The organism is Helicobacter sp. MIT 21-1697, assembly GCF_026241255.1.
GTDB lineage: Bacteria > Campylobacterota > Campylobacteria > Campylobacterales > Helicobacteraceae > Helicobacter_C.
Window position 1 is genome coordinate 39,595 of sequence record NZ_JAPHNC010000009.1, and the last position, 22,653, is coordinate 62,247.

Sequence of the window (22,653 nt, forward strand, 5' to 3'; positions counted from 1 at the left end):
CTTATACAGATTCTATTTTTAGCAATCTTTCACACTCGTGCTACGCCACTTTTTATCGCAGCCTCTGCTACCGCATTTGAGACGACATCAATCAGCCGCTCATCAAATGCAGAGGGGATAATGTAGTCTGTGCCAAAGTGCATTTTTTTCTTTAAAAGCCTCTCAAGCTTATCTGTGATAGGCTCACGCGCGAGATTAGCGATTGCATAGGCAGCGGCGAACTTCATTTCCTCATTGATTTTGCTCGCACGCACTTTAAGCGCACCTTTAAAGATATAAGGGAATCCAAGCACATTATTAATTTGATTGGGGAAATCGCTGCGTCCTGTGGCGACTATCGCATCTGGACGCGCCTTTTTCACCTCATCGGGCATAATCTCTGGCGTAGGGTTGCTTAGAGCAAAGATGAGGGGAGATTGATTCATTCCCATAATATCATCTCCATTGAGTAAATTGCCCTTTGATAGTCCAAGCATTACATCTGCACCATTGAGCGCGTCTTTGTATGAGGTATAGTTCTTTTGACAGATAAATTCCTTTTTCAAATCGTTTAAATCCGTCCTATCTGCACTAATTGCGCCTTTAGAATCAAACATAACAAGATTTTTCACACCCAATGCTTTATACATTTTCGCACAAGCCACAGCTGCTGCTCCTGCACCAAATACGACAACTTTAATATCCTCTGCTTTTTTATTCACAAGGTGCAAAGCATTGATAATTCCCGCAGTAGAGATAATTGCTGTGCCGTGCTGGTCATCGTGCATTACAGGAATATCAAGCTCTTCAATTAATCTTCGCTCAATTTCAAAGCATTCTGGCGCTTTGATGTCTTCTAAATTAATACCACCAAATGTAGGCGAAATTGCCTTGACAATGCCGACAAACTTATCTATATCTTTTTCATTGACTTCAATATCAAAGGCATCAACTCCTGCAAAATTCTTAAACAAAATAGCTTTACCTTCCATAACGGGCTTACTTGCCATAGCACCAATATCGCCAAGTCCAAGCACTGCTGTGCCATTGCTGATAACTGCAACAAGATTGCTCTTTGAAGTGTAATCATACGCGCTTAATGGATTAGCTTCAATTTGCTTACACGGCACAGCTACACCGGGCGTATAGGCTAGTCCTAGTTCATCAATAGAACGTAATCTTTTGCGAGGCTGAATGCCCACTTTGCCACCGATATGATAGGGGAGAGCTTTAGGATAAGCTTTTTTGAGTGCTTGTAAGTCCATTGTATGTCCTTAATATTTTTTTAACCTGCCAGTAACACAAATTATAAAGTGAAGTTTTAGCACTTTTTTACAAACAAAGTATGAAAAATTTTAATTTACACCTCCAAATCGTCTTTGTCGTTGCAAAAATTCTTCAAGCATAGCATCAAGTTCGTTTTTGTTAAAGCTTGGAAATAAAGTAGGTGTGAAAAAAAGTTCAGCATAGCTTGCCTGCCAAAGCATAAAATTTGAAATACGTTTCTCACCACCTGTTCGTATGAGCATATCTACATCAGGCAATGTAGCAGTGTCAAGGTTAGCATTAATCATAGAAATCACTTTTTGACTTGTAAGTGAGGCAAGAGTGTGAGGAGCGAGCGTATGAGCAAGCTTGATAAAAGTGCGTGCAATTTCATCGCGGGTGCCATAATTAAGGGCGAGAATCTGTGTGAGTTTTGTGTGGTTTTGTGTGGCGTGTTCAAGCTCTAAAATGGCATTTTTAAGGCGCGTGCTAAAAACGCTAATATCTCCAATGACGCGGAATCGGATATGATTTTTCATATATACTGGTTTTTCATCGTGCAAATATGTTTCTAACAGCTTCATTAAAAAATCCACTTCAATTTTTGGACGTTTCCAATTTTCGGTAGAAAATGCATAAAGTGTAAGATATGGAATCCCTTTATCTGCGCACCATTGCGTTATATCTCGGACAATTTTTGCCCCTTCTTTGTGTCCTTGTGTGCGTTTTTTACCTTGTTTTTTTGCCCAACGCCCATTGCCGTCCATAATCACTGCAATATGCTGTGGATAAGAGGGCTTCATTGATTGTCTTTTGTGTGAGGAGATTGTGTCGGCGTAGGATTGAGCGGACGAATGCAACGCGCAGGATTCCCTGCGTAATATCCACTTTGTGTAATTGAGCGCGTAATCACTGCTCCTGCACCGATGACTACATCATCACAAATAGATACAGGTAAAATTGTAGCATTTGAGCCGATACTCACACGATTTCCGATATATGTGCGCTCCCACATTGTGGCATTTGGTGCAGGCGTGCCAAGTGAGAATCTATCATTGATAAACATCACTCCGTGTCCAATAAAGCAGTCTTCCCCGATATGCACGAGGGAGCAGATAAAGCTATGAGACTGCACGCGCGTGCGTTTGCCGATAAATACATCACGCTGAATCTCGCAAAATGGACCCACAAACACATCATCTTCAAGCGTGCAGCCATATAGATTGCTCGGCTGCACGAGCGTAACATTTTTTCCATAGGTGATATGTGTAAAGCTTGATTGAAGCACTTTTATTTCTTGCATTTAGCCCCTTAATGCTTGGAGCTTGGATTGGAGTTTTTTAAGCTCTTTGGCATAATATTGAATCTGCTTAAAGGTTTCTTGTGCATTAGCGCAAAAATCATCAGGAATAGGGAGTTGCTCCAAATCGGGCGGATTAATGCTGCCAAGATTGCGTTCATAAATCTTGCTTAGCGCTTTTTGCCCTTGTGTTGAAAAGAGATAACAATAAAGCCCTATGGCAACCTCTGGCGTGGGAGAGCGCATAATGATGATACCTGCATTTGCCACCACTTTTTCATTTTTAATCTGTGGGCTCAAAATGGTGAATTTAGGTGTTGTGCCACGAATTGATAAGGCAATATCATAGGGCTTAAGTTGGTATTTTTCAATCTTACTCACATCGCCCTTAAGTCGTTGGGTAGAGAGCTCATCAGAAAAGCCAAAATCCATAAAATCAGCAATGCCCAAATCAAAATAAGTAATTTTTTCATCTTTTGCGCTGCCATATACGCGTTGCCCACGAAATACATTGATATTGAGTGTGCCAAGAAGGGTATGATTCTTTGCATTAGATTGAGGTTCTTGTATATATCGTGCTACGCGCAAATCGTGTGGGTCAATTTCGCTTAAAGGTGTGAGTGAGGAATATGTACCTACATTTTTATGTTTATAAATATGGAGTAATTCTTGAAGATTGATTAAACGATTGTATTTGCCGTCTTTTTGATAAAAATGTGGCACATTTGCGTTAATATGTAAAATTGCGTGATTATTTGGAGAGAGCACGATAATTGAAAATTCGTGTGTTTGGTGAGGGAAGATATTTTTTGGCAATTCAATGATAGATTCTATTAAGCCCTCTTCACAAAGCCTTTCTCTTAGCTTTCCCTCAAGTGAGGATTTGAGCAATGTTTGTGTGCGTAGGATAAACACGCCTCTATCTTTAAGGTGTGAGAGTGAATGGATTAAAAAGAGTAGTTCAGGATAAGTTTTAATAAGTGCCTCATAGGTGGCAAATCGCTCGTCTTCTTTTAAAAATTGTGTGCCTATATGGCTATCAAGCGGGGGATTGCAGATGATTTTATCAAATTTTTGATTCTTAAATTGCGCATTTTTGAGGATATTATTTAAAATCAAATGTTGTGCATTTAAATCTAAAATTTTGCAAATAATTTTTGCAATTCGTGCGAGGCTAGATTCTAACTCTTCACCATAGAGTTCAACATTGTGCGCATAATTAGCAATCGCAAAAAACAAGCTTCCTGTGCCATAGCAGGGGTTATATACACTTTGAGATTCTTTAATGTCAAGCAACCCTACAAGAAGTTCATTGATTTCTAAAGGCGTAGAATAAGAAAAAAGCTTATGTGTTGTCTTTTTTTGTGTGATGATATGCAAAAATTCCTCTATTGTGTGATTTGAAGTGTCATTTGCCATAATGACTTTAAGAATCTTGAGGACATTACAATGAGGATTGAGCGGTGTATAAAGTTCCTCTCCAAGCGCATCTTTGAGCGCACCGGTGTATTCTTCATAAATAGGTTTTCGTTTCGCAGCAAGGGCAATGAGGGATTGAATAAATGCTGGAGAATGTCGCTTGAGCCAAAACATCTCAAGTATAATCGCTATGGAATCAAGTATATCTGTGTGATAACGTTTAATGTATTCAAAGCAGTTCAGCAATTCTTTAATTGCTTGGCTGTGTCCTTGCATAAATACTCCATATTAATGAATAATGTTTTAAGCGCGCACCGCAAGTTTGGTAATAGCTTCTGCATTAAGCTCGTCCATATGGCTTTTCATTACCTTAGAATACATATCCACAAGACGATTTGTTTCAATCAGTGATGTCATTTCTAACACCGCATTAACATTGCTTTTTTCTAAAAAGCCTTGCGCAATAATACCATTATTTTGCAAAATATCGCGCTCTTCTAAACGTTCTTCTGGATATTCATAAAAATTTTTGCCAACTTTTTTGAGATAACGTGGATTCTCAAATCCTACTACGGCAAGCGCACCGATATTGATTTGCTCTGCAATCGCATCATTATTGATATTTCGTAAGTAAAGATTGCCACTATTATCGCTTTCAAGGTGCATACCTGTGGGGACAGAAATACCCTCTCCTTCCTCTAATCCATCGCGACTAAGCACAAGATGTCCTTCTTTACTCACAATATGTCCATCAGCGTCAATATGAAAGTTCCCATCACGCGTGTAGCGAATCCCATCGGGGGTTTTTATAACAAAAAAAGCATTTTGATGTTGCAATGCAAAATCAAGCGTATTATCTGTTTGAGCGAGACTTCCTATGCTTCTATCGGTATATTCTTCGCTAATAATTGGCACGCGGTCCATCGTGCGATTAAGGAATTTAGCAGCTTTACGCGTATGATCTTCTATGGGGAGCTGCTCTTTGTGTGTTTCATAAAGTCTTAAATAGTCGCCAATGACAACATCATCGCGTTTAAAACCTGTGGTGTTGAGATTAGCGAGATTATTTGAAATTAAATCAAGACGATTAAATTGCGTTACCATACCGCCTGTGGTATTATAATATCCACTTTGCATAAAGCCCCTTTGTGTCAGTTTTAAGGCTTAAAAGCAAAAGACATTCCCTTTCTATATTTATATTGATATAAATCAAAATAAAAGAGCTGAATTTTCGTTTTTTTTTTTTTTTGTAGGATTTTGGCAGAAATTAAAGTTAGATTTTATATTTTTTTATATATAGTCCGATTTTACTTATTCGTTATTTATTACTCAATATATTTTGATACTTTGTGATTTAAGATTCTTAATCTAAAAGCAACATAGAACTTATACACTATTAATCAGTTTCAAGGGAGGAACATTGATGAAACTTTTTAAGGACACAATAGCGCGGAGACTCATTATTGTTATAACTATGCTTGTATGTTTAGTTTTGTTTATTGTAAATGGTTTGAGTTATTATAATCTCAAGTCAATGACTTATGAAGAGCTTGAAATGCAGCAGATTGTAACAAACAGAGCATTTTTACGCGCATTAAATAATTATGCACAAAGACAGGAGAGGGTGCTTATCGCAGCAAATAATGTGTTGGTTAAGAATCTCTCTATGGATACCGCCCGAATGGCTATTTTTTTTGATGCGTTAAGAGAAAGTGCTGGGCTTGATTTGATGTATGTAGGCTTAGAAGAAAGTGCCAAAAATGTCCGCTCAAATGGGAAGATTCTCACCATTGAAGGTGGTTATAATGTCAGAGAGCGAAATTGGTATAAGGCAGCTAAAGAGAAAGGAAGTTTTGCCATAACCTCTCCCTATACAGATTCAAGTGGGAATCTTGCTATTAGCTACATCCTACCAATGTATGATAAAAACAATAAGTTTGTAGGTGTTATCGCCACAGACGATTCAATCCAAAAAGTTATTGATTCTCTTTTACCTATTGGAGGTTCAGAGAATATAAACACTTATGTTTATGATAAAGAGGGTATTGTAGTTCTACACGATGATATAAGTAAAATAGCTACAGAATCTGCTTTGGGTAAAAATATCGCATCAGCTATAAAAGCCAATCCAAGTTTGCTCAAAAATACAACACTTTTTGAAACTCAAGATAGTAGAGGTATAAAAATTAAGGTGGTATGTTCTCCTTTTGGAGATTTGGGTTTTATGGCTTGCTCTATTATGGAATCACATCTTTATAGTGATGCGGCAAATAAACTCGTAAAGGAAGAGGTTATAAGCACAATTTTGAGTATTTTAATCGTAGCGTTGATTATTGGGTTTCTTGTTCGCAAAATACTCTTTCCTCTCAAAGGTATGCAAGATGGTCTTCGCAGCTTTTTTGATTTCATCAACCATAAAAGTTCGCATGTATGCCTTCTGCCTGTTCGTTCGCCCACATCTGCTAATGAATTTGATATGATTGCTCGTTCTGTAAATGAAAGTATCCAAACGACACAAGATTATTTGGAGCAAGATGCTAGGGTTGTGGAAGAATCACTTGAAGTATGCAAAGGTGTAGAGAAAGGAGATTTCTCTAGGCGCATAGAATCTATTTCAAATAATCCGCAGCTCAATGAGCTTAAAACAAGTCTTAATAGACTTTTAGAGCTTTTAGAAAATGAGATTGCTTCAGATTTAAATAAGTTGAGCGCCGTCTTTGAAAGTTATAGGACATCTGATTTTACGAAAAGAATCCAAGAACCTAAAGGCGGTATGGAAGTAACAGCTAATCTTTTGGGTGATGAGATGGTAAAAATGCTCAAACAAAGAGCTGAATTTGCGCATACTCTTTCTGATGAGAGCACGACCCTCCAAGATGCAGTAGATTCTTTAACAAAAAGTTCTAATTCTCAAGCAAGTTCTTTAGAACGAGTGGCAGCTTCCTTAGACCAGCTCACAAGCACAATGCACTCTATTTCTGATAAAACAAGTGAGGTTACACAACAAAGTGAAGATATTAAAAATGTTACAGGTATTATTAGAGATATAGCAGACCAAACAAACCTCCTTGCACTTAATGCTGCTATTGAAGCAGCAAGAGCAGGAGAACACGGCAGAGGATTTGCTGTTGTTGCAGATGAAGTGCGAAAGTTAGCTGAGCGAACGCAAAAATCTCTAGGAGAAATAGAAGCTAATACTAATCTCTTAGTGCAATCTATTAATGATATGGGTGAATCTATAAGAGAGCAAACGGCAGATATTTCGCACATAAATAATGCTGTTGAAGATATTATGTCTAGCACACACGAGAATGTGGAAATAGCCAATAAAACAGCAACTATTTCTAGCTCCGTGAGAGATATATCAGAAAGTATATTGCAAGATATAAATACAAAGAAATTTTAAAAGAATTTTTAATTAAACCTTGACAGATACTAGGTATCAGGTTTTATAATTTCATTATTCATTTTGGAAAGGATAATGTTATGGCTTATACCATTATAGAAGTAGAGAGAAAAACGGGTATTCCCTCTACAAAGATAAGGTTTTGGATAAAAAAAGGTTTATTCCCATTTTTGCAAAGCGACCATAATAATGTGCGGTATTTTTCTAAACACGATATAGAAGCTTTATTCTGGGTGGAATATTTAAGAGAAACCAAAATGAATATAAAAACGATAAAGCTTTATATGGATTTATACGCACAAGGAGAGAGCACAAATGCCCAAAGAAAAGAGATTGTCAGAAAACAAATAGAATATGTCAAGGCAGATTTGGCTAAGACACAGGAGATTCTTAGAATCTTAGAAAAAAAGTATCAGCACTATGAAAGCCTTGATTGCCAACCAAAACAATGCTTGAGCAAATAGTATCCCAAATGCAGCAATGACAATGCTACAGGGAATCTTAAGCCCTACTTTAAAAAATGCTTGATTTTTCTTCCTATTCTTTTGATAATACTTGGTTTTGATTGAGTGCTCTATTTTGTTTGCAGTGCGAGAATATGCTCAAAAGCATTGACAAAAGCCTTATCATAGTGCTTGGAAATGTGATTTTTAAACACAGATATATCTTTGGGCGAGGGCATATATACCCAAGGTAAGTGAAGCAGCCTAAAATAGAGCTCATAATATTTGCTTTGTTCCGCGCTTAATACACAAGAGCCGATATTTTGAAACAAATGTTCATAAGGGCTATATTGAGTAGGAATGTGCTTTTCTCCCACGAGAGCGTGGAATAAAAGTGCGCAGACATTAGCGTATTTGCTATGTCCAAAACAATGATAGGCAATATCGTGTAAGATAATTACCGCATTAGACTTAAGATAAGGCAAAACCATAAGAAAATCAAAAATCTCACCGGGTGCAATATGCATTGTGTCAATGATACATAAATCAATATCATTGCCGATTGTATCTAAGTGATGAGCGCTTAATCCACCTGTGTAGAGATGATAGTATTGCGCAAGATGTGGAGTGAGCTCTTGGACTAAAAATCCGCTTTTACGCGAAGTATGATATGCCCCCCCCCCCGTTTAATTCGCGATAATACTCTGTGTTGTAGTCAATAGCATAGAGTGAAGTAGAATCTAAAAGGTTATGATTGGCTAAAAAATCCAAAATCACAACGCTATTTGCGCCAGCTGCGACACCTATTTCGCAGATTTTTTTAGGCTTGTGCTTTTGGATTGTCTCTAGGACAAAAGCGCGTTCATTTTCCACCATTTCTGAATATTGGTTAATAAGGCAATGATGTATCATTTCTCTCTCCTTGCTACTATTTTTTGAAAAAGGGCATTATACTTTAAATTTTATTAACTTTAATGGCAATAAGGCTTTGTTGTTCAAGCAGCGTTAGCTTTGTGTGCTATAATTTTGAGCCATAATGAGACTACAAGCTAAGTTATAGCCTTAAACAAAACACTACAAGATTCTATACAAAAGGACAGAGCAGGAGTATGAGTTTTTTTTCACTTGAATTTAGTTTGCTTCTCCTTGCTTTTTTTGTATTCTATTGGCTTATCAAATCCTATACATTACAGAATCTTGCGCTTTTAGCGTTTAATTATTGCGTGATTTATCTTTTTAGTCCCTATTTTGCACTCGTAGTATTTTGTTATACTTGTTTTGTATATTTTCTCGCACTTTTTATTGATAGCACTCGCTCTCGCTTTATTTTTTTGAGCTGCGTAAGTCTTGTGATTGCTATTTTGTGTTTTTTTAAATATTATGCAAGCATCAAAGATGAGGTTGATTTGCTGCTTGAGTTTGTGGGTCTTGATTTTTTTGAAGCAGATGTAATTTTTCCTTTGGGACTTAGTTTTTATACCTTTGCCTCCATCACTTATTTACGCTCTGTATATGAAACAGGTAAGAATCTCGTGCGTGATACTTATTACGAAGAGGGCAATCCTGCACTTGAGAGCTTTATTGGTGTGGCGACTTATCTGTCATTTTTTGCTACATTTCTTGCGGGTCCGATTATGCGAAGTCAGTTTTTCTTTGTTCAATATCGCGCACCACGCACTTTTGGCTCTATTGATTTGATTATCACGCTTGTGCTTTTTGGTGTAATCAAAAAGGCATTTATCGCAAACTATCTTGGAATCTACTCTCAACCAATCCTAAGCGCACCCTTTGAATATCATAGCCTTGAGCTTTTAAGCGGGATTTTGGCATATAGTGCGCAGATTTATTGTGATTTTAGTGGTTATGTGCATCTTGTGAGTGCATTTGCGCTTATGTTGGGCTTTAGTTTGCCTCCTAATTTTAATATGCCCTATATGGCAAAGAATCTCAAAGATTTTTGGAATAGGTGGCATATAAGCCTCTCTACTTTTATTAGAGATTATATTTATATTCCGCTTGGTGGGAATCAAAGAGGGTTTATAAGCACACAATTTTTTGTGCTTATCGCTTTTGGGCTTTCTGGATTATGGCACGGAAATACTTTGAATTTTCTCATTTGGGGGCTTTTGCACGGATTTGGGATAATATGGCTTAATTGCCTTAAATCTCTGCATATCAACTTTGATTTTCTGCCTTTTGTGAGTTCATTTTTGACTTTTATGTTTGTGAGTTTTTGCTGGATTTTCTTTTTTTACCATTCGCTTGATGAGGCAACAAGCTTTTTTCTTGCATTGTATCAAAACTTTACTTTTCCCTTGCCTCAATATACTTTATACGCACTTGGTGGTGCTTTTATTTTCTTTATGTTTTATCCCTTTATGCGTGGGAGTATAGATTTATGCCAAAAGATTCTAAGCTTTATTCCGTGGTTTATAAAGCCTTTTGTATTAAGCATTATTTTTACACTTATTATTGCAATGATGCCCTCTGGCATACCTCATTTTATCTATGCGAGTTTTTAAGTGAAAGAGACAAAATTTGTATTTATTGCGTTTGCAACTCTTGTGCAACTTTTTATTACGCTGCATAGCTCTATTATACTCTATGTTGAGCAGCAATATCATAATTTTACAGAATCCCCCTATCCTTTCGTGCAGGTTTTGAGTGGATTTTATGAGCGCATTATGCTTAGAAATAATGCACTATTTGCTTATGCTGATAATCTTACACAATCGCTTGAACAAGTGCGCAAAGAGATATTTACCTTTGATAATCTCGCTTTTACACAAGAAAAAAAGCCCGAGCAAGATAAAAGGAATGCACCTGCAAAGAAAGATTCCAAAAAGTCTAAAAAACCTAAACACAATACAAACAATGTCTCGTACCCTAAGCCAAAAACTCCTCCCTTATCTCATACTCCATTGCCCATTAATGAGAATCCACCTTCTCAAACATCACAAGATTTGAGTGCTAACCCTCCTGTGCCCAAAGATAACGAACATTCTTCAAAAGATTCAGAGACTATACAAACACCAACCCTTACAGATGAGCCTGTTCCCATTACTCCACCTCCTGTGAATCAATCCGCACAAACTGCCCAACCTATTCCGCCACCTGTCAAAAAGCCCTCCATTAAGGAGCAAAGCCCTAAAGTGCAGGAGAGTTATATGCCTCTTCGCCCAATTCATAACCCACGCATACCCATTGATGAGGGCTCATCTGTCTTGCTTATTGGGGATTCTATGATGCAAGGCATAGCGCCTTATGTGCTTAAAACTTTTAAAAAAGTGCATTTGCACGGCATAAATTTGAGCAAACATAGCACGGGATTGACTTATAAGCATTATTTTAATTGGGAAGCAGCCCTTAGAGCAGCCTTTGAAAAAAACCCTGATATTGCTCTTGTGGTTGTGATTTTGGGTGCAAATGATCCTTGGAGTATGAAAAATAATATTGCCTTTAAAAGTGCGCGTTGGGAGGAGACTTATATCCAGCGTATTGAGGAGATTGTCAATGTTGCTCATAGCTATGGAGCGCGAGTAGCGTGGTATGAAGTGCCATTGGTGAGTGCAAAATCTCTCAATGATAAGGTTGTGTATTTGAATGGCTTGTATGAACGCGTTGTAAAAGAGGGGGGCGAGTATTTCTTGCAAAGTAATGGCATTGTTACTCAAGAGGGGAAATATTCTGCCTTTATCAAAGATGCAAATGGCAAGAGTGTGCAAGTGCGCATTGATGATGGTGTGCATTTTACTGCGCGTGGTTATCAAATTATGGCAAATATCTTTCTCAACGCACTTGAGATTATCCCACAGATAAAAGAGCAAGATATGCAAGAGGATTTACACGATTCTCTGCCCGCACAAGAGCATCACATAAAGGAGGAGCATTGGTGGGACAAGGGATAGGAGGCAAAATGAGGATATGGAGCATAGGAGTGGGATTGTGTATAAGCTTGTGTTTATTGCAAGGCGCGGATTATCCTCTAAAGGCTATTGCTAAAGAATTAGGCGAGTCAAAACAAGCCCAAAAGCCCTCAATAATACCACAGAGCAAAAAGCTTTTAGAATCCACAAGTGGCATTATAAATTATCAGCAACAAGCGCCCAAAGAGTTTATAACAAAGTTCAAAAAAAAAGAGAATCTTATCATTCGTATTTTTGGAGATTCTCATATTGCGGGAGATTTCATTTCTCATCGTTTGCGTGGGTTGCTTTTTAAAAACCATTCAATCGGATTTGTGTATCCACTATATCCTCATTATCATCAAAATATTGCTCTTAAATATGAAAGTAATAATTTTGAAATACTTAATTCGCGTTTGCACGAGCTTGATGAATATCCTATGGGCGGAGTGGTAGCCAAACCTGTGGAGTTGCCCGCTCATATCACGCTCACGCCACAAACCCAATTCACGCAAGAAGAAATACTAAGTAAAATCATTTTTAAAGCCCCTAACAAAGAAAAGGCTATTATCATTGAAGATGCAAAGAATCAACGATTTATCATTAATGCCAAACGCCCTTTTATATGGCAGATTCTAAGCCTTAAGCTGCATTATCCTATCACTATTCGTGCGCTCAATGAAAAGGTGCTTTTTGGCGGATTTTTTATTTATGAGCAACAAGGCGTGAATAATATTGTTGAGAATCTCGGTATAAATGGCGCTCGTTCTGATATTTGGCTCAAATGGGATAAGCCTCTTTTAAAGCAGCAGATGAGTCTGCTTCCTGCGGATTTAGTTGTACTTTGCTATGGTTCAAATGATGCGCTGTATGATAACTTCAATGAGAGTATTTTTTTAAAAAATTATAGCGAGTTTATTGATTTGATTCGTCAGAGTAATCCACAAGCAAGTATTTTGCTCATTTCCCCACCACCTGTGGTGCAAAAAGTCTCTCCCAAAAAGCGTAAAAAAGCAGTGTATAAAAAAACAAAAAACGCTTCAGCAGTAAAGGCTGCCATTGCTAAACTTGCCAAGCAAAAGCAAACGATGTTGTTTGATTTAGAGGATTTTATCAATCAGAGTGGTGGCAAAAAGAAATGGGAGGAAGCAAATTTAGCAAAAGCTGATGTGCATTTGTTGCCTAATGGTTACAAGCTTGTTGCTGATAAGCTCTATTATGAGCTTAATAAACTCAAACAATAACCTTTATTTTATCGTTTGAGTCCATTCACCGTCTGCAACATAGAATCTGCTGTCTGAATCGTCTTTGAATTTGCTTCATAGGCTCTTTGTCCTGTAATCAAATCTGTCATTTCCTCTACGAGCTTGACATTGCTTAGCTCTAAGAATCCTTGTCGGAGCTGCCCAAATCCATCAAGTCCGGGCACACCTGCCACAGGGTCGCCTGAAGCGTTTGTATTAATAAAAAGATTATCGCCTAAGGAATGCAAACCTGCGGGATTAATGAAATTTACTATTTCAATTTGCCCGAGTATATTTACCTCAGTTTGATTCCCCTCAATCACACTCACCGTCCCATCAGTGCCGATATTAATTTGTGTCGCACCCTCTGGAATAGTGAGTTCTGGTATAAGACGATAACCCTCTGAATTAACGACATTGCCATCATTATCAAGCTTAAAGCTTCCTGCGCGTGTATAGGCTATATTGCCATCGGGAAGCTCAATTTGAAAGAATCCATTGCCTGTAATAGCAATATCAAGGTTATTTTCAGTTTCTTTTGGGTGTCCTTGAGAAAACATTTTTTGTATCGCCACAGGACGTACCCCTATACCCACTTCAATACCTGTGGGAGAGATAGTTGTTTCGCTTGTGCTTGTTCCTGCGTATTGCAACACTTGATAAAACAAATCGGCAAATTCAGCCCTTTGCTTTTTATAGCCTGTGGTATTGACATTGGCAATATTATTAGAGGTATTATCAATTTGAAGTTGCTGTCCGAGCATACCTGTGCTAGCGGTATAGAGTGATCTCATCATAGGGTAATCCTTTTATCAACTTAGAATCTTTTAAGAGCGATTTTCACACAATCTTTAAGCAAAAGCGATTCCATAAATGTATTTTTAGCACTTTTATAGGTAGATTCTATTATAGTTCCTTTATTTTAGAATCTAAAAGGCAGAATAATGCTCCTTACCACGCTTTATATCATTGCTATCACTGCTGAAGGAATGACAGGTGCGCTTGCTGCTGGCAAACATAAAATGGATTTATTTGGCGTGATTTTTATCGCTCTTGTTACAGCCATTGGTGGAGGTTCTATTCGCGATATTTTGCTCAATCACTATCCACTTACTTGGGTGGCGCACCCTGAATATGTTGTGCTTATTTGTGTTGCTGCCTTACTTACGATGAAAGCTCCGCGCGTAGTGGCACGAAGTGAGAGCGTGTTTTTAACCCTTGATGCAGTAGGTTTAGTCGTTTTTAGCATTCTTGGCGCACAAATTGCGATTGATAAAGGATATGGTTTTATCATCGCGGTGAGTGCGGCAGTGATTACCGGCGTATTTGGAGGTATTTTACGCGATATTTTATGTATGCGAATCCCCCTTGTTTTCCAAAAAGAAATTTATGCGGGTATTGCTATTATTGCGGGGGCGATGTATTATGCCTTGTTTGAATGGACACATTTAGATGTTGCACTTGTTAGTATTCTAACTTTAATAGTGGGAGTGAGTGCAAGGCTTTTGGCAATTTTTTATAAGCTTTCTTTGCCTGTGTTTTCTTATGAAGAATCTTCGCAAGAGGAGAAAAAATAATGTAAAAAGATTCTTGCAAGGAGTAATTTTAGTTTTTGGAATCTTATTATACAATTACGATTTTTTAACATTGAAAGAATATATATTATGAGGATATAAATGAGTTCAATAGCCCTAGCATTGAAATATCGCCCGACTTGTTTTAGCGATTTGGTAGGACAAAATGCCATCTCACAAACGCTCTCTCTTGCTTTAGATTCTCAACATATCTCTCACGCTTACCTTTTTAGTGGATTGCGTGGGAGTGGCAAAACGAGTTCGGCGAGAATCTTTGCCCGTGCTTTGCAGTGTGAGAGCGGACCTACGAGCACTCCGTGTGGGAATTGTGCAAGTTGTATAGCAGCATTACAAAATAAACATATGGATATCATTGAAATGGACGCGGCAAGTTCAAGGGGGATTGATGATATTAAAAAGGTGATAGAGCAAACAAAATACCACCCAAGCTTTGCACGATATAAGATTTTTATTATTGATGAGGTGCATATGTTAAGCAAAGAAGCATTTAATGCCTTGCTTAAAACGCTTGAAGAACCACCGGAGTTTGTGAAGTTTATACTCGCAACGACTGACCCATTGAAGCTTCCAGCTACTATTTTAAGCCGCACACAGCATTTTAGATTCAAGCAAATCCCTCACCGACTTATTGTAGAACATATCGCTCAAATTCTCAATAAAGAGGGAGTAAGCTATGAGCCTCAAGCCCTTGATATTATTGCGCGGAGCGGTTCAGGGAGTTTGCGTGATACATTGACTTTGCTAGACCAAGCAATTATTTTTTGTAAAAATCATATTGAAGTTGCAGGGGTAACAGATATGCTTGGTATTGTTGATCCCCAAGTATTGAATGATTATTTTCAAAGCATTTTGCACAAAGATGAGGGCAATACGCATAAGATTATGCAGATTCTTCAAGAGTATGAATGCGAAATGATACTTGATGAAATGATGCTTTTTTTAAAAGATAAATTGCTTAAAGAAAGTGTGGATTTTCCACCACTTATTCTTGAACGTTTTGCGCGTATTTTAAGTGAATCTAAAATTCTGCTTAACCTCAATACCGATGGTGCGTTTGTGTTGTTATTATGCACGATGAAAATGCAAGAAGCGCTCAAGGTCAAAGATATAGAATCTATGATAGAAGAACTTGAGGAAGAGCTTTTTGGAACACAAAACCATAAAAATACCTCTATACCCATATCGTCTCAATCATCAACTCCCCCATCATTAGAATCAAACAATGTCTCATCTCTTAATATTCATTTGCGCTTTGATACACTTGTGCAAAAAATCAAAGATCGCAATGTGAAGTTAGGCGAGATTTTTGAACGCAATGTGAAGTTTGTAAGTTTTGAAGGAGAGATTTTGCGTTGGCAGAGCATAGCGCAGGGTCAAGATAAGGAGCAGCTCAAAGAGCATTTTAGCATCATCAAGGCATTAGTAGCTGAAATTTTCGGCTCACAGGTATCTATTCAGGTGATTCCTCAAGCTACTTCTGAACAAAACATTGTTTCATCGTCTGAAAATACTTTTGTTGGCACATCAGCTCTATATTCAGATACATCTTCTCCTTTAGATACTTCAACAGAGACAAAAGCTGTTCTTGATGCGAAAGATGCTTTTTTGGCGCAAAATAAGGATTTAATTAGTGCTATTAAGGATAGTGTAGGGATTAAAGAAGTGATTATGCAAGATAATCAAACAGGTGGAAATAATGAGTGAGTATATATTGAGTGAATCTGCGCTTACAGAGCTATGCCATACTTTAAAAAATACAATTCGCAAAGGCTATGTGGTGCTTTTAAGAGGGGATTTGGGAAGTGGCAAAACAACTTTGGTGCGCTCTTTTGTAGCCTTTGAAAGCAAAGAGCAAGCAAACGAGGTTACTTCACCTACATTTAGCCTCGCACAAGCTTATAAAAGCCAAGATTATGGCGCAATTTACCATTATGATATTTATCGTAAAGATATGCAGGATATGCTTGAGCTGGGATTGCTTGAAATGCTTGAACAAGATGGATTGCATTTTGTGGAATGGGGCGATGAAGCTTTGGAGAATATATTGCGCCAAAATGGCTTTAATGTGATGAGCATTACTATAAATACAAATGCAATGCTTGATCATAGAATCTATAAGGTAGCTCTATGAATAAGCTTTCCGCACATAATCTTAATAAGCATATTAAAAAAACAAAAATTGTCCAAGATATTTCTCTTGAAGTCAATAGTGGCGAAGTAGTGGGGCTTTTGGGTCCAAATGGAGCAGGCAAAACTACTACTTTTTATATGATTTGTGGGCTGCTGCACCCAAGCTCTGGAAAGGTTATGCTTAATCATACTGATATTACTAAACTCCCCTTGCATCAGCGTTCCAATTTAGGCATTGGCTATCTTCCTCAAGAATCAAGTATTTTTAAAGATTTAAGCACAGAGGAAAATCTTATGCTTGCAGCAGAGATAAGTATTAAAAATGCGAAAGATAGGCAGATTAAAATTGAAAAAATGCTTGAAGAATTTAATATTGAGCCCATTCGCTCAAGAAAAGGCATAAGTTTAAGTGGTGGAGAAAGGAGGAGGGTAGAGATAGCGCGTGCGCTTGTGAAAGATCCGAAGTTTATTTTGCTTGATGAACCTTTTGCTGGCGTAGATCCACGCGCGGTAAGCGATATACAAAATATTATTCTAAGGCTGACAGAGCTTGATATTGGCGTTCTTATAACTGATCATAATGTGCGTGAGACGCTATCAGTGTGTTCTCGCACCTATGTAATTAAAAGCGGGACACTTCTTGCAAGTGGCAATGCAGAGGAAATTTATGCAAATGAATTAGTGCGCAAATACTATTTGGGAGAGCATTTTAAAGTATGAGTGTAGGAGGTAAGCTACGAAGTAATCTCAATATCAAGACACGTCTTTCAACAACACTAAAGAGTTGGTTGCCGATTTTGCAAAGTGGCGTTATGGAGCTTGAAGAAACGCTCAATGCTATTGTAGAGGAAAATCCCTATGCTTGTGTGCAAAGCCAAATGACACAAAGTTTGCAATCTAAAAACTATAAAAAGTCTCATCTTTCCTCAAATACATCAAATGACCGCTTTGAATCTATTCACATTAGCCAAAAAAGCCTTTACGAAGTGCTTGAGGAGCAAATTGATTCTACTTTATTTCCCACAGAAATTTCACGCACCATTGCATTTAAGATTGTAGAGAATCTCAATGAAGATGGGTATTTGGATACCGCAGTGGGTGAGATAGCTTATGAATTAGGACTAAGCGAGGAAGATGTAGAACGCGTAAGGCAGAGATTTGCATATCTTGAGCCTTATGGTGTAGGCGCAAAAGATGTGATAGAATCTTTTCTTTTTCAGTTAAGCAATACTGAATTAGAGGGTGAAAGCTATGATTTGGCTGCACGTGTGATACGCGATTTGCACAACCATAGTAAATATAAAAATCACCCTGCATACAATGAAGTAATGAAGACTATTAAGAGCTTTAGAAATCCGCCAGCGATTGAGTTTGGAGCGAAAGAAGCTGAAGTGATTCCTGATATTTTTATTTTTGAACGAGTAAAAACTGATACATTGAAAAACACTACCTACGAACTTGAAGTGTCAATTAATGATGTGTATTATCCTAAGATTATTATTGAGGAGAAAATCAAAGGTGTGGAGGCACATAAAGAAAGTGCAGAATTTTTAAAAACTAAATTAAAAGAGGCAAAAGATTTGGTTGATGCGCTTGATATGCGTAAAGCCACTATTTTGAAAATTGCCATTGCTCTACGTGAGAATCAATATGATTTTTTTATGGGCGGGGAGATACGTCCGATGAAGCTTAAAGATATTGCCCAAGATTTGGGATATGCGCCGAGCACGATTTCACGTGCTATTGCTAATAAATATTTAGAATGCGATAGAGGGATTTTCCCTATTAAAAGTTTCTTTACTGCAGCTATTGATGGGGATACTTCAAATGCTTCGATTAAAGATTTTATACTCAATCTTGTCAAAAATGAGGATAGAAAAAAGCCTTTGAGTGATTTGAAGATTCTAAAAAGTGTGGAGCAAAAATTTGACCTTAAAATGGTGCGGCGCACGATTACCAAATATCGCCAACAGCTCAATATTGCAAGCTCTAGTGAGCGTAAAAAACTCTATGAAATCAGCGTATAATTATAAAATATAAGCAAGGTTTTAGCCAAATTGAGCTAAAATGCTCGTCTTTTTGTTTTGAAAAAGTATGCTCTGTTATAGAATCAGTGCATAAAGCTTAATAGCAAATTCACACATACCAATCCTTATGAGGTTGCAAGGGTTTAATGAGCCCTGCTAAGGGGTATGGAGGATAAACCAAAATTTACAAGGAGAACCTATGGTAACGATGAAAGACTTACTTGAGTGTGGTGTGCATTTTGGACATCAAACTCGCCGCTGGAATCCAAAGATGAAAAGATTTATCTTTGGTGTGAGAAAGAATATCCATATTATTGATTTGCAAAAAACTTTGCGCTACTTTCGTTATACTTACAATATCATTAAAGAAGCAGCGAGTGAGGGTAAAGTGATTATGTTTGTAGGCACAAAGCGACAAGCAAGTGATACATTAAAACAATATGCAGAATCTGTAAATGCGCCCTATGTCAATTACCGATGGCTTGGTGGAATGCTTACAAATTTTAGCACAATCAAAAAATCAATTCGCAGACTTGAGATTATTGAAGAAATGGAAAGCAGCGGACAAATTGATTTACTTACAAAAAAAGAAAAGCTTATGTTGCAACGCAAAAAAGAAAAGCTTGATAAGTATCTCGGTGGTGTGCGTCATATGAAAAAAGCGCCCGATATGATTTTTGTCATTGATGCGGCGAAAGAAAAAATTGCTGTGGCAGAGGCAAGACGTCTTGGGATTCCTGTGGTTGCACCACTTGATACAAACTGCGATCCTGATATGGTGGATTATCCTATTCCCGGAAATGATGATGCAATACGTTCTATCCAGCTTTTTTGTAAAGAAATAAGTGAGGCAATTTTAGAAGGACGCGCTGAAAATAAAGATGAGCAGAATGAGCAAGGAGAGCAAATTGCTCCAGCTACAAACGAAGAAAAGCAAGAGATTCTTGATGAAGTAACCGCTCAACTTGCTGCACAAATGCAAGAGGAGGCATAATATGGCAGATATTCCAGCACAGCTTGTAAAACAGCTTCGCGAGATGACAGATGCAGGTATGATGGATTGCAAAAAAGCACTTGTAGAAACAGATGGCAATCTTGAAAGGGCAGTAGAATATCTACGCGAAAAAGGCTTAAGCAAGGCAGCAAAAAAAGCTGATAGGGTAGCAAGTGAAGGCGTTGTAAGTGTGGAGGTAGCAAGTGACTTTAGCAAGGCAAGTGTTATTGAGATAAACTCCGAGACAGACTTCGTGGCTAAAAATGATACATTCAAAAACCTTGTAACACAGACATCAAAAATCGTGTATGATAATGCCCTTTCTAGCACAGAGAGCTTACATACGATGAGTGTTGAAGGTGTAAAATTTGAAGAATATCTCCAACAAAATATTGCCAAAATTGGTGAAAATATCGTAGTGCGCCGTATTGCAAGTATTCAAGCGCAAGGAAAAGGCATTGTCAATGGCTATGTGCATTCAAATGGGCGCGTGGGTGTGCTTATTGCGATGAAGTTTGGCAAAGATAGCTCAAAGAATGCCTGTGTAGAGCTTGCTAAAAGTATTTGTATGCACGCCGCAGCGATGAAGCCTCAAGTTTTAAGTTATACGCAGCTTGAAAATGAGTTTATTCAAAAAGAAAAAGTTGCGATTATTGCCGAGTTACAAAAAGAAAATGAAGAATTTAAAAGGCTTGGTAAGCCTCTTCATAAGATTCCACAATATATTAGCCGTAGCGAACTTACAGAATCTGTGCTTAAAGCCCAAGAGCAAAAATTGCGAGAAGATTTGAAAGCTCAAGGGAAACCAGAGCAAATTTGGGATAAGATTTTGCCCGGTCAAATGGAGCGTTTTATCGCTGATAGCACATTACTTGACCAAAGAATGACTTTGCTTGGGCAGTTTTATGTAATGGACGATAAAAAAACGATTGCACAAGTGCTTGAGGCTAAATCTAAAGAGCTAAGTGATGAGATTGAGATAGTTGAGTATATCCGCTTTGAGCTAGGCGAGGGTATTGAGAAAAAAGTTGAGGATTTTGCTGCTGAAGTTGCTGCACAAATGCAGTAGTAGATTAAGCACGGGAGCAAGTTATTATTCTACGATTTGGTTTATGCATATTGCTTTTGTTCTCTGTAAATGCCTGTGGATATAACTTTTGGGATTTTGCTTCTAATGAAAGGATTACTTATTCTAAGGCTTTTTATTATGATAAAGAGCTAGGAAGAGAAGAATCAACATTTGGCGGAGATTTTTCACATACGAGCATAATAATGAATGTGCTTGGCACAGAATATGGGTTTGTATTTAATGAATCTCCTCTTACGCATAATAACTTAGAACAACCCTCACAAAAGCACATTGCCTTTGACTTTGGCACACTTTCTTTTGGTGGTGTTGGGCAAAGATTTCCTCAATTTTTCGGAGCAAAATTTCGTTATGAATATGGCTTTAATGAGCAGATTTCTCATCGGTTTGGGGTTGAGGGTTATTGGCATCCTGCATTTTTTAATATTCGTGGATGGCAGATTCTGAGTTTGTATGTAGGCGGTGGATATAGGGATAGTGCGATAAATGGAGCGTATTTTGATAAGGGTATTTTGATTTTGCCAAGCTCACCGATATATCTTGCACTCACACATCGCACAGATTACACTTCGCATTATCCATCTCAAGATAGTCTTATGCTCTCCATTCGTATGCCTATATATGTTTGGGGTGCGCCTCTAGCTATACCTCTTGGGGTTGTTATGGGAGGGCTCATAACAACTGCTAAAGATAAAGAAGCTAATCCTTAATGTGTTTAGGTTGTATGTGATAGGTTTTAATCTGCGTACTTAATGAAGAGAGATAGGATTCTACATTTTCCTTTGTAAGCAGCATACCAAAATCAGCGGGAACTTCAATGGCTTTATCATTAAAGATTCTTGCCAACATTAATGCGCTCACTTTTGGCTTAAAATGCCACCCCTCATTATCAAAATTATCCTTATCCAAAGTGATAGAATTAATCCCATAAAAGCTCCAAATTTTTGCATTTGTATGCGTAATTAAATAAGTGATGGCTTTAAAATATTGTTTTTCTATATCATCATATTTTTGAAAATTTTTATAATGCGAAAAATATTTAGGAAAAATGATAATTATATCTTTAGAATCAGTGAGATTTGCAAGCGTATGTATTTTTTCTTCATCAATGTCAAAATGGGTAAAATGCGGGTGCCATTTATCAGGGTTTATGAAAAAAGATTCCTCAATGCTTTGGGGTGAAAAAATAAATGTTTGTTTGTCAAATTCTGTAAAAAATGCATCATAGGGTTGAGTATTGAAATAATCTTTTATGCTTTTTGCTGCAAGTTTGAAGTTTAAATAATCATCAATAGCGACATTTTGATGAAAAGTATCTTGCAAGCGAGAGCCATTTTGGAATCCATTGCTATTAAGCGAAAAAGCATCAAAGCCCAATATGAAATGGCTAGAGTGAGATTTGATTTGTTCAATAAGGAAAATCCACTCATCTATCATTGCAGAGGATAAGCCAAGCCGAATGCAATGTTGCCCAAGGTATGAACTCAACCTATCATAATCAATATATCTTGTGCGCGAAGTGCCGATGACATAATAAGGGGCTTTGGCTTTTACTCTCAGGGGATAAAGGAATTGTTCCTCACTGGTAAGATTCTCTATATATTTATTGTGTGTGCTTTTGAGTCCATATTTATCATTCAAACAATTAATCAATACTACGGGCAAAGTGCTTAAAGCTACTAAACATAAGAATATGATTGTGTAAAATTTTGATGAAATGCTAAGTTTTAACATAGATTCTCGCTTAAAAATTAAAATATAAAAACACCGAATGCTCGCTACTTAAACAATAAACAGATATGATAAAAAGAATATATGCAAAGGATAAAGACTTCCATTGAGGCACGAATCTCTCTAG

The 22,653-nt window shown here is 37.5% G+C and carries 21 protein-coding genes and 1 pseudogene; 13 read left to right on the forward strand and 9 right to left on the reverse strand.

The window, feature by feature from the left end; genetic code table 11:
- Window positions 1-29: 29 nt before the first annotated feature.
- The 5 genes from OQH61_RS08170 to OQH61_RS08190 form a co-directional block, all read right to left on the reverse strand.
- Window positions 30-1,244, reverse strand: a complete 1,215-nt coding sequence (locus OQH61_RS08170) for a malic enzyme-like NAD(P)-binding protein (protein ID WP_266026937.1) — start codon at window positions 1,242-1,244, stop codon at window positions 30-32.
- A gap of 90 nt (window positions 1,245-1,334) precedes the next feature.
- The gene (locus OQH61_RS08175) at window positions 1,335-2,048 is read right to left on the reverse strand and encodes a di-trans,poly-cis-decaprenylcistransferase (protein ID WP_266026938.1); all 714 of its coding nucleotides are present in this window, start codon (window positions 2,046-2,048) and stop codon (window positions 1,335-1,337) included.
- Entirely contained in the window at window positions 2,045-2,548 is a 504-nt protein-coding gene (locus OQH61_RS08180; RefSeq protein WP_266026939.1) for an acyltransferase, read from the reverse strand. Before OQH61_RS08180 ends, OQH61_RS08175 begins: the two co-directional genes overlap by 4 nt.
- Window positions 2,549-4,240, reverse strand: a complete 1,692-nt coding sequence (locus OQH61_RS08185; protein ID WP_266026940.1) for an N-6 DNA methylase — start codon at window positions 4,238-4,240, stop codon at window positions 2,549-2,551. It abuts the gene before it with no gap.
- Between the two features lie 27 nt (window positions 4,241-4,267).
- The gene (locus OQH61_RS08190; RefSeq protein WP_266026941.1) at window positions 4,268-5,101 is read right to left on the reverse strand and encodes a flagellar hook-basal body protein; all 834 of its coding nucleotides are present in this window, start codon (window positions 5,099-5,101) and stop codon (window positions 4,268-4,270) included.
- 286 nt (window positions 5,102-5,387) lie between these two features.
- On the opposite strand from OQH61_RS08190, the gene OQH61_RS08195 reads away from it, so the two are divergent.
- Complete coding sequence (locus OQH61_RS08195) at window positions 5,388-7,370, forward strand: methyl-accepting chemotaxis protein (protein ID WP_266026942.1); 1,983 nt, start codon at window positions 5,388-5,390, stop codon at window positions 7,368-7,370.
- A gap of 80 nt (window positions 7,371-7,450) precedes the next feature.
- On the forward strand, window positions 7,451-7,834 hold the full coding sequence (locus OQH61_RS08200) for a MerR family transcriptional regulator (RefSeq protein ID WP_266026943.1): 384 nt from the start codon (window positions 7,451-7,453) through the stop codon (window positions 7,832-7,834).
- Between the two features lie 110 nt (window positions 7,835-7,944).
- On the opposite strand, the pseudogene OQH61_RS08205 reads toward OQH61_RS08200, so the two are convergent.
- A pseudogene (locus OQH61_RS08205) lies at window positions 7,945-8,457 on the reverse strand (class I SAM-dependent methyltransferase); the annotation flags it as partial.
- A 10-nt stretch (window positions 8,458-8,467) separates the two neighbouring features.
- Window positions 8,468-8,725, reverse strand: coding sequence for a hypothetical protein (locus OQH61_RS08210; protein WP_266026944.1), 258 nt, complete (start codon window positions 8,723-8,725; stop codon window positions 8,468-8,470).
- Between the two features lie 197 nt (window positions 8,726-8,922).
- Here OQH61_RS08210 and OQH61_RS08215 point away from each other — a divergent pair, with 197 nt between their 5' ends.
- From OQH61_RS08215 to OQH61_RS08225, 3 genes are read left to right on the forward strand one after another with little or no spacing between them, the layout of a single operon-like run.
- Window positions 8,923-10,335 (forward strand): MBOAT family O-acyltransferase, encoded by a 1,413-nt coding sequence (locus tag OQH61_RS08215; protein WP_266026945.1) that lies wholly within the window; start codon window positions 8,923-8,925, stop codon window positions 10,333-10,335.
- Complete coding sequence (locus tag OQH61_RS08220; RefSeq protein ID WP_266026946.1) at window positions 10,336-11,721, forward strand: SGNH family hydrolase; 1,386 nt, start codon at window positions 10,336-10,338, stop codon at window positions 11,719-11,721.
- 8 nt (window positions 11,722-11,729) lie between these two features.
- Window positions 11,730-12,962 carry an SGNH/GDSL hydrolase family protein gene (locus OQH61_RS08225; protein ID WP_266026947.1) on the forward strand — a complete coding sequence of 411 codons (1,233 nt, stop codon included), beginning with the start codon at window positions 11,730-11,732 and terminating at the stop codon, window positions 12,960-12,962.
- Window positions 12,963-12,970: 8 nt separating this feature from the next.
- Here OQH61_RS08225 and flgG read toward each other — a convergent pair whose 3' ends face one another.
- Window positions 12,971-13,759, reverse strand: coding sequence for a flagellar basal-body rod protein FlgG (flgG, locus tag OQH61_RS08230; protein WP_266026948.1), 789 nt, complete (start codon window positions 13,757-13,759; stop codon window positions 12,971-12,973).
- Window positions 13,760-13,906: 147 nt separating this feature from the next.
- On the opposite strand from flgG, the gene OQH61_RS08235 reads away from it, so the two are divergent.
- The 8 genes from OQH61_RS08235 (at window position 13,907) to OQH61_RS08270 (ending at window position 21,505) form a co-directional block, all read left to right on the forward strand.
- On the forward strand, window positions 13,907-14,539 hold the full coding sequence (locus OQH61_RS08235; protein WP_266026949.1) for a trimeric intracellular cation channel family protein: 633 nt from the start codon (window positions 13,907-13,909) through the stop codon (window positions 14,537-14,539).
- A 99-nt stretch (window positions 14,540-14,638) separates the two neighbouring features.
- Window positions 14,639-16,261 carry a DNA polymerase III subunit gamma/tau gene (locus OQH61_RS08240; RefSeq protein WP_266026950.1) on the forward strand — a complete coding sequence of 541 codons (1,623 nt, stop codon included), beginning with the start codon at window positions 14,639-14,641 and terminating at the stop codon, window positions 16,259-16,261.
- On the forward strand, window positions 16,254-16,688 hold the full coding sequence (gene tsaE / locus OQH61_RS08245; protein ID WP_266026951.1) for a tRNA (adenosine(37)-N6)-threonylcarbamoyltransferase complex ATPase subunit type 1 TsaE: 435 nt from the start codon (window positions 16,254-16,256) through the stop codon (window positions 16,686-16,688). The genes OQH61_RS08240 and tsaE overlap by 8 nt, the downstream gene beginning before the upstream one ends.
- Window positions 16,685-17,407 carry an LPS export ABC transporter ATP-binding protein gene (lptB, locus tag OQH61_RS08250; protein ID WP_266026952.1) on the forward strand — a complete coding sequence of 241 codons (723 nt, stop codon included), beginning with the start codon at window positions 16,685-16,687 and terminating at the stop codon, window positions 17,405-17,407. The genes tsaE and lptB overlap by 4 nt, the downstream gene beginning before the upstream one ends.
- Entirely contained in the window at window positions 17,404-18,714 is a 1,311-nt protein-coding gene (locus OQH61_RS08255) for an RNA polymerase factor sigma-54 (RefSeq protein WP_266026953.1), read from the forward strand. Before lptB ends, OQH61_RS08255 begins: the two co-directional genes overlap by 4 nt.
- A gap of 199 nt (window positions 18,715-18,913) precedes the next feature.
- The gene (rpsB, locus tag OQH61_RS08260; RefSeq protein WP_266026954.1) at window positions 18,914-19,708 is read left to right on the forward strand and encodes a 30S ribosomal protein S2; all 795 of its coding nucleotides are present in this window, start codon (window positions 18,914-18,916) and stop codon (window positions 19,706-19,708) included.
- A 1-nt stretch (window position 19,709) separates the two neighbouring features.
- Entirely contained in the window at window positions 19,710-20,777 is a 1,068-nt protein-coding gene (gene tsf / locus OQH61_RS08265) for a translation elongation factor Ts (RefSeq protein WP_266026955.1), read from the forward strand.
- 56 nt (window positions 20,778-20,833) lie between these two features.
- Window positions 20,834-21,505, forward strand: a complete 672-nt coding sequence (locus OQH61_RS08270; protein ID WP_266026956.1) for a hypothetical protein — start codon at window positions 20,834-20,836, stop codon at window positions 21,503-21,505.
- Here the strand turns inward: OQH61_RS08270 and OQH61_RS08275 are convergent.
- Entirely contained in the window at window positions 21,495-22,529 is a 1,035-nt protein-coding gene (locus tag OQH61_RS08275; protein WP_266026957.1) for a hypothetical protein, read from the reverse strand. The genes OQH61_RS08270 and OQH61_RS08275 overlap by 11 nt on opposite strands.
- Between the last annotated feature and the right edge of the window lie 124 nt (window positions 22,530-22,653).

Bases quoted from the DNA above. Each gene is read 5' to 3' on its own strand.
- OQH61_RS08200 (WP_266026943.1), top strand. From the start codon at position 7,451: ATGGCTTATACCATTATAGAAGTAGAGAGAAAAACGGGTATTCCCTCT.
- rpsB (WP_266026954.1), top strand. From the start codon at position 18,914: ATGGTAACGATGAAAGACTTACTTGAGTGTGGTGTGCATTTTGGACAT.
- tsf (WP_266026955.1), top strand. From the start codon at position 19,710: ATGGCAGATATTCCAGCACAGCTTGTAAAACAGCTTCGCGAGATGACA.
- OQH61_RS08185 (WP_266026940.1), bottom strand. From the start codon at position 4,240: ATGCAAGGACACAGCCAAGCAATTAAAGAATTGCTGAACTGCTTTGAA.
- OQH61_RS08275 (WP_266026957.1), bottom strand. From the start codon at position 22,529: ATGTTAAAACTTAGCATTTCATCAAAATTTTACACAATCATATTCTTA.
- OQH61_RS08170 (WP_266026937.1), bottom strand. From the start codon at position 1,244: ATGGACTTACAAGCACTCAAAAAAGCTTATCCTAAAGCTCTCCCCTAT.
- OQH61_RS08255 (WP_266026953.1), top strand. From the start codon at position 17,404: ATGAGTGTAGGAGGTAAGCTACGAAGTAATCTCAATATCAAGACACGT.
- OQH61_RS08240 (WP_266026950.1), top strand. From the start codon at position 14,639: ATGAGTTCAATAGCCCTAGCATTGAAATATCGCCCGACTTGTTTTAGC.
- tsaE (WP_266026951.1), top strand. From the start codon at position 16,254: ATGAGTGAGTATATATTGAGTGAATCTGCGCTTACAGAGCTATGCCAT.
- OQH61_RS08195 (WP_266026942.1), top strand. From the start codon at position 5,388: ATGAAACTTTTTAAGGACACAATAGCGCGGAGACTCATTATTGTTATA.
- OQH61_RS08190 (WP_266026941.1), bottom strand. From the start codon at position 5,101: ATGCAAAGTGGATATTATAATACCACAGGCGGTATGGTAACGCAATTT.
- OQH61_RS08225 (WP_266026947.1), top strand. From the start codon at position 11,730: ATGAGGATATGGAGCATAGGAGTGGGATTGTGTATAAGCTTGTGTTTA.
- lptB (WP_266026952.1), top strand. From the start codon at position 16,685: ATGAATAAGCTTTCCGCACATAATCTTAATAAGCATATTAAAAAAACA.
- OQH61_RS08235 (WP_266026949.1), top strand. From the start codon at position 13,907: ATGCTCCTTACCACGCTTTATATCATTGCTATCACTGCTGAAGGAATG.
- OQH61_RS08175 (WP_266026938.1), bottom strand. From the start codon at position 2,048: ATGAAGCCCTCTTATCCACAGCATATTGCAGTGATTATGGACGGCAAT.
- OQH61_RS08180 (WP_266026939.1), bottom strand. From the start codon at position 2,548: ATGCAAGAAATAAAAGTGCTTCAATCAAGCTTTACACATATCACCTAT.
- flgG (WP_266026948.1), bottom strand. From the start codon at position 13,759: ATGATGAGATCACTCTATACCGCTAGCACAGGTATGCTCGGACAGCAA.
- OQH61_RS08215 (WP_266026945.1), top strand. From the start codon at position 8,923: ATGAGTTTTTTTTCACTTGAATTTAGTTTGCTTCTCCTTGCTTTTTTT.
- OQH61_RS08210 (WP_266026944.1), bottom strand. From the start codon at position 8,725: ATGATACATCATTGCCTTATTAACCAATATTCAGAAATGGTGGAAAAT.